The organism is Nostoc cf. edaphicum LEGE 07299 (assembly GCF_015207245.1).
Lineage (GTDB): Bacteria > Cyanobacteriota > Cyanobacteriia > Cyanobacteriales > Nostocaceae > Nostoc > Nostoc edaphicum_B.
The window spans coordinates 1-4,210 of sequence record NZ_JADEXF010000501.1 but is presented as its reverse complement, the minus strand read 5'-3'; the positions used below and the strand labels follow the sequence as shown (position 1 = coordinate 4,210).

Sequence of the window (4,210 nt, the reverse complement as noted above, 5' to 3'; positions counted from 1 at the left end):
CATTAAAAATTTCACGGTAGGATTTACTCCGTGTTTAAAGGATAGTTTGTTGATACCTTTAGGCTCTTAAATTAACTTTCAATCAATACTGCATCTATTAATATCTCATCTGCAATACTGCATCTATTAATATGTATTAACAATGTACTCAATAACCAAAGTCTTTGTTTTAAAAGACTTTTAGATAATTTATTCTTTTTTGTGGGGTACAGGGACGGGAATATTACATTGCTAATCGCCGATTTCCATACCATTGACTCAGATCATCCTCAATCGCCTCAAGAATCGCGATCGCCTCAGTTATTGATTTTGCATCGGCAGCTAAAAGTGCAAACGCTCGCTCAACCCGTTGTTGATAGCCCTGCGGGCAAATAGCAAACTTATTAGCAACTGCGAGCGCCCCCTTTTCATTCAACAGGTAATCTTCATTGAGCGCGAATAAAACCTGATTCATACACGCGACACTACGGAAACAACAACCTGCTGCGTAAACAACATCATCGCGTGCGATTGCCTTTTTTGCGACCAACAGCGAGAAACTTATTTCCCAAGCAAAAGTATCAATAGTTGCCTGTTTCAGCCCAACTGGATACGGTTTTGTTTTTACCTTCAAAGCTTCTAAAACACTATCATGGTCGTAAAGTACCTGACAAAGAGCAATTTCTCCAATATAAATAGAGGACACAAACCCATGAGGATGTCCTGGTTGATAATCAATAGTAATACGTCCTATATGGCAATCATCAATGACACGATTTACCTTCACCAAGTCGCGATAGAGAAAATCTACACCTACACCTTGAACCTGTAGCCAACCGCCACCGTTGATCCACTTTCCCCATTCACCGATCGCAGTAATCAAATTTACGCGATGATTATCATCAAGCTCACAGGCGAGGCGATTTAGAGCAATTAAATCGGGCGGTTTTTCTGGATTGTAATAAATCCCCAAATCTACATCTGACTTTAGGGTATGGTTGCCCCGTGCCCGTGAACCACCCAGTGCGATCGCTGTAATTCCCTCGATTGACTGCAAACTTGAAACAATATGGCTGATAAACTGAGGCGATTCCTTATTCATAGAGCGATTGTTGGATTCCATCGCTGGTCATTATATATTTTAAAAGCATTGTCCCATTCGGGCAGCTACCAGTTATATCAGGTTTGCTTGATTGCTTATTAAACTCGAAGAACCTCACCCCGCCAAAGCTATGCTTTGTCTCGCCTCCCCGCAAGCCTACAGTGTAGACGCAAGTCTTTTAAAGTTGCTGCGTAACATAGGGTGGGTTAATTTTTGTAGGTCGATGCAACAAAGGTGCGAGTCGATGCAACAAAGGTGCAAGTCGATGCAACAAACGTGCAGAGCGATGCAACAAAGGTGCGAGTCGATGCAACAAAGGTGCAGGGCGATGCAACAAAGGTGCAGGGCGATGCAACAAAGGTGCAGAGCGATGCAACAAACGTGCAGGTCGATGCAAGAGACTTGTGTGTACACCGTAGCCCCACAAGCGGGGAGGGGTTAGGCGTGGGGTTATGGGTAATTTAGCGGACATGATATTAAATAGAACATTACACGAATTTCAAAAATGGTGCGTTACGGTAACGTGATAACACACCCTACAGCAGTTTTATATAATTTAACCCGCTTACTTACTTGCTTGTTTTGGTAAAATCTACACCATCGGTCTTCAACTGACCATCTTCCATATAAATGATGCGATCGGCGATATCGAGGATGCGGTTATCATGGGTAACTAGCAAAATCGCACATCCTTGTTCTTTAGCTAGCTTCTGCATTATTTCCACGACATCGCGTCCAGATTTTTTGTCGAGTGCAGCAGTGGGTTCATCTGCTAAGACAATTTTAGGATGGCTAACTAAAGCACGAGCGATCGCAACTCGTTGTTTTTGCCCTCCAGATAGTTTCTCTGGGTAATAATTTACACGATCACCTAAACCGACAGTTTCCAAAATAGCGATCGCTTTAGCATTGATATCCTGATTCAGAAAATCCTCATGCAACTCTAAAGACATCCGCACATTTTCTCTTGCTGTCAAAAAAGTCATCAGGTTATGAGCCTGGAAAATATAGCCAATCTGGCGGCGAAGTTTAGTTAATTGCAGCTTTTTAGCGCCACGAATTTCCTCTCCTAAGATTTTGAGACTACCTTCTTGAGCAGATCGCAATCCACCCATTAAGGTTAATAAGGTCGTTTTCCCCGATCCAGAGGGGCCAGTCATAATAACGATTTCCCCAGCCTTAATCTCCAAATTAATATCGAATAATACTTGTTTGCGAAGCGCACCTTCACCAAAATAGTGGTTAAGATTACTGATAGAAATCACGGATTCTAAAACAGAAAGTGTTGAGTTGGAATTTTCTGGTAGAGATTTTTGCAACATAGGATTTTATAAAGTAGGGAAATAATTCTTGTAGAGACGCGATGAATCGCGTCTAAAATCGCGTCTAAAAAACATCGGCAGGGTCAGCAGATCGTAGTTTTCGCATTGCGATCGCTCCAGAAACACTACACATAATCACGGTCAAAATCCAAACCTGTATCGCCCGTTCCATTTTCATGAAAATAGGAAGCATTGTTGCAGCGTAGGTAACTTGATACAATCCAAAAGAAAGGATGAATCCAGGAAGAAAACCTAAGATAGCCAACAATAATGCTTCTTGAATTAGAACTCCCAAGAGATAGTTATCGGTGTATCCCATTGCTTTGAGGGTAGCGTATTCTGGCAAATGGTCAGAAACATCCGAGTAAAGGATTTGGTAGACAATCACGATGCCAACGATAAACCCGACTGCTGTACCCAAACCGAAAATAAAACCAATGCCAGTACCTTGTTCCCAGTAAGTTCTCTCCACTTTGGCAAACTCTTCTGGAGTCAAGACTCTGACATCTTTAGGTAGTCCATTGACAAGTTGCGATCGCACTTTTTCAGAATCGGCATCTGGTTTAAGCGTAATCAATCCAACTTCGATGCGATCAGGTTGACGCTGTGGAAATAGCTGGAGAAAGGTCGAATCACTGGTGATCACATTACCATCGGCAGCAAAGGAAGCACCATCAGTAAACAAGCCCTTAACAAAGACGGCTTTACTATTCAGTTCCGTGTCAAATTTGCCTGTTTTCTTAAAGATATCGGCAACTGCCCCATATTCTGGACGACCTGCCTGGTCAAACAGAACTTGATACAACTGTTTAAGATGCTCCTGATTTTGCTTAATTTCGGACGATTTGAATGCTGATTTTACCGGATCAACACCCCAAACCAAAATGGCACGTTCAAGACGTGTTTCGGGATTTCGCCACTGTCCAGTACTGATGTAGATAGGATTAACTGACTGAACACCTTCATAACCTAATGTTTGATAAAGTCGCTCTCTAGAAAAGTTTTTTACAGAAAACAAAGTTTGAAATTGGGGACTAATTAAAACCAAATCTGCCTGTAAATTGCGATGAGGTTTCACAGCAGCATCAAAAAGCGCACTTTCAAATCCCAACTGGATAAACATCAGTATATCGGCAAAGGCAATACCTGCAACTGCAACAGCCAGACGGGTTTTTTCTTTCATTAACTGCCGCCATGCTAGCGGCGTTTTGCGAAATAGTTTAGAAAACATATTTAAAAAACTCCTTAATAACCCAGTGTTTCAGTTTGCTGTTCAAGCTGGCGCTCTCGCATCAAAAGAAATAAGGGAAGACCTAAAGAAACACCAACTAAAAAATTACAGGCAATATAAACCCAGAGATTTTGCATTTTCAGACGTGTTCCTTCCCAAAATACCAATGTCCACAAGACTAGCGATGAAACAATAACATCCATGCCAAAGAAACCAGAAATTTTGTTGGCGAAGAGTTGTTCAAAAAACAGCTTTATATCAAGACCATGTTCTAAGATAAATGGAACAAGCTGGGAGTAAGGTAGAACGAAGCCAAGTACACAAAGCAAAAGGTATATGACTTTAATCATGATTGAATTCACCTTATAAAAAATGATGGAATGGACGAGATAGCGAACAACAACTCTATATAGGACTCCTATTTAATTTTTGAACAAGACTCAGTAAGGATCTATGCTTTCTTTCCTGTTCCCTATTCCCTATTCCCTATTCCCTGTTCCCTGTTCCCTACCCACGCAAGTAAATTTAGGAATCAAACCGGATTCCTATATTTCAATTGCTGTCTGTATCTGTAAG

5 protein-coding genes are annotated in these 4,210 nt (G+C 41.4%); all 5 read right to left on the bottom strand.

What is annotated here, in order from left to right:
* Nucleotides 1-223: 223 nt before the first annotated feature.
* A complete protein-coding gene (locus IQ229_RS15625; protein WP_194045144.1) occupies nucleotides 224-1,081 on the bottom strand; it encodes a nucleotidyltransferase domain-containing protein in 858 nt (285 codons plus the stop codon).
* Between the two features lie 178 nt (nucleotides 1,082-1,259).
* Nucleotides 1,260-1,553: a hypothetical protein gene (locus IQ229_RS15620; protein WP_194045142.1), complete on the bottom strand. Its 294-nt coding sequence runs from the start codon at nucleotides 1,551-1,553 to the stop codon at nucleotides 1,260-1,262.
* A gap of 97 nt (nucleotides 1,554-1,650) precedes the next feature.
* Nucleotides 1,651-2,403, bottom strand: a complete 753-nt coding sequence (locus IQ229_RS15615) for a DevA family ABC transporter ATP-binding protein (protein WP_194045140.1) — start codon at nucleotides 2,401-2,403, stop codon at nucleotides 1,651-1,653.
* Nucleotides 2,404-2,467: 64 nt separating this feature from the next.
* Nucleotides 2,468-3,634 (bottom strand): ABC transporter permease DevC, encoded by a 1,167-nt coding sequence (gene devC, locus IQ229_RS15610; protein ID WP_194045138.1) that lies wholly within the window; start codon nucleotides 3,632-3,634, stop codon nucleotides 2,468-2,470.
* Nucleotides 3,635-3,648: 14 nt separating this feature from the next.
* A complete protein-coding gene (locus IQ229_RS15605) occupies nucleotides 3,649-3,984 on the bottom strand; it encodes a DUF2834 domain-containing protein (protein ID WP_194045136.1) in 336 nt (111 codons plus the stop codon).
* Nucleotides 3,985-4,210 lie beyond the last annotated feature (226 nt).